The organism is Bradyrhizobium sp. (assembly GCF_036009065.1).
In the GTDB taxonomy this organism is placed as follows: Bacteria; Pseudomonadota; Alphaproteobacteria; order Rhizobiales; family Xanthobacteraceae; genus Bradyrhizobium.
Genome location: NZ_DASYMN010000094.1, coordinates 1 through 1,811 on the forward strand (window position 1 = coordinate 1; position 1,811 = coordinate 1,811).

A 1,811-nucleotide genomic window follows, 5' to 3' on the forward strand; every position below is an offset into this window, starting at 1 on the left:
GGAGTTTCGTTAACTAACGAAACTGCGAATTGAGTCTAAAATCGAATCCGGATCGGCCAATCTCGAGAGGTCTGTCACGGTCAAGTTATCGGCTGGGTCAATTGCTAGCCCGCATTATTCAGCCCATTGACCCTCTCATCGCGCAAGCCGCGTTTTTGGCGTGACCGGATTGCGTTTTCGCCGCTTCCCGGACACGCCTCTTCATCACCGGCGGCAGGCCAGCGTGTGGGTTGAAGAGGGTTTGAGGTTTGCCGGGAAGGGTTTGATGTTTGGGGCGCCGCGCCCCGCCTCTTAACAGACGAGGCGCGGGATTCGTCCGAGCGCGTAATACAAAATATGTTGCGCGGGACAGGATGTCGGCAGATGCACGCGGATCATTGTTTTCATCTCGACGACGCGCGCGGCGATTTTGACGAGGCGCAGTCGCAACGTGTCGAACTGAGCGACCCGCCACATCGAACGTCTGGGCATCGACGCGCGCAGGCCCCACATGATCCAGTAGGCGCCCGCGTGCAGGAACAGGCGCAACTGGTTCGCGGTGGCGCGCGTGCATGAGGTCCGGTCCGCCGCCAGATGCGTCTTCCAGGATTTGATGTGATTTTCGGCCTGGCCGCGTCGGCAATAATCACTTTCGTAAAGCCTGCGGGCGTTGCGCTTCTTCAGATTGGTGACGACGAAGCGCGTGTCGGGCCCCTCCGCGCCGGCCTCGACGCGGGCGATGATGCGCTCGACGCGGCTCCAGCTCGCGGCCCCGTCGTAAAACTCTTTGTAACGGCGCGCCTTGCCATCCTTCGGCGCGGCCTCGTAGCGGGCTTTCACACTGGCCTCAAGATCGCCGATGTGGCGGCGCAATGTCGTGGTCGGCGCCACGCCGAGGATGTAATCGAGCCCGTTGGCGCGACAAAAATCGAGAACCTCGGGGCAGCAATAATGACTGTCGGCACGCAACATGATTTTGGTCCGCGGCCAGTTCGTGCGGATGGCGCGCAACAGGCGGCGCAGGATGGGCATGATCTCCTTGCCGCTTGGCCGTTTGGCGGGACGCAGCACGGCGGTGATGAAACGGCCCGCGCCGTCAAACACGACGATCGGCTGAAAGCCGTATTCATCATAATGCGCGTTGAACAGACGCAATTGCTGGCCGCCATGCACCGCGTCGAACGTGTCGTCGATATCGAGCGTTATGCGCCCGGGAACCTGCTGAAACGACTCGCAATAGAGATCCACCATGGCGCGGCCCAGGCGCAGCAGGGCGCGCGCATCGGGCAGGTTTTCCAGCCGCGAGATCGTCGGTTGCGAACACAGTTCGCGATCCGACGGCAAGAGATCGAGCGCCATCTTGAACATGGGATCGCAGCGCAGCGTATCGGCGTCGTTGCCGTCTTCGTAGCCCGCCGCGATCATCAGCAAACGAAAGCGCATGATAGCGGCGAGCGTGTGCGTGATCGCGTCCGGCGCGCGCGGGTCGACGAGGCAGGCGGCCATGCGATCGGCGACGCGAAGGCGTTGCTCGACCTCGCGCAAAGCCAGAAGCCCGCCATCCGACGACAGCAGACCGCCGTCGAAGTTGACGACAACCCTCTTGCCGGCAACAGGTGACAGGCCCGGCAGCGGCAACATAGGATCGTACATGGCGGGTGTGGCTTTCCTGAAACGGCGCAGTTTTGATTCGACACCAAAATCATGCGCTGAATCAGCACTTTAAGCCACATCCGCCAGCCTGGGCTGAATAATCCGGGTTAGGACCCCGGCTTCGGATCGCGTACCGAAACCCGCGTGCCATTGGTGAGCTGGAGCTGACCTTCGGTGAC

Annotated in this window: 1 protein-coding gene; it reads right to left on the reverse strand. The window is 61.6% G+C overall.

Going from position 1 to position 1,811, the window contains the following annotated elements; all coding sequences use genetic code 11:
• Positions 1-291: 291 nt before the first annotated feature.
• Positions 292-1,632 carry an IS1380 family transposase gene (locus tag VGP39_RS05675; protein ID WP_327567129.1) on the reverse strand — a complete coding sequence of 447 codons (1,341 nt, stop codon included), beginning with the start codon at positions 1,630-1,632 and terminating at the stop codon, positions 292-294.
• Positions 1,633-1,811 lie beyond the last annotated feature (179 nt).

Coding starts and splice junctions, on each gene's coding strand:
- VGP39_RS05675 (WP_327567129.1), bottom strand. CDS start 1,632: ATGTACGATCCTATGTTGCCGCTGCCGGGCCTGTCACCTGTTGCCGGC.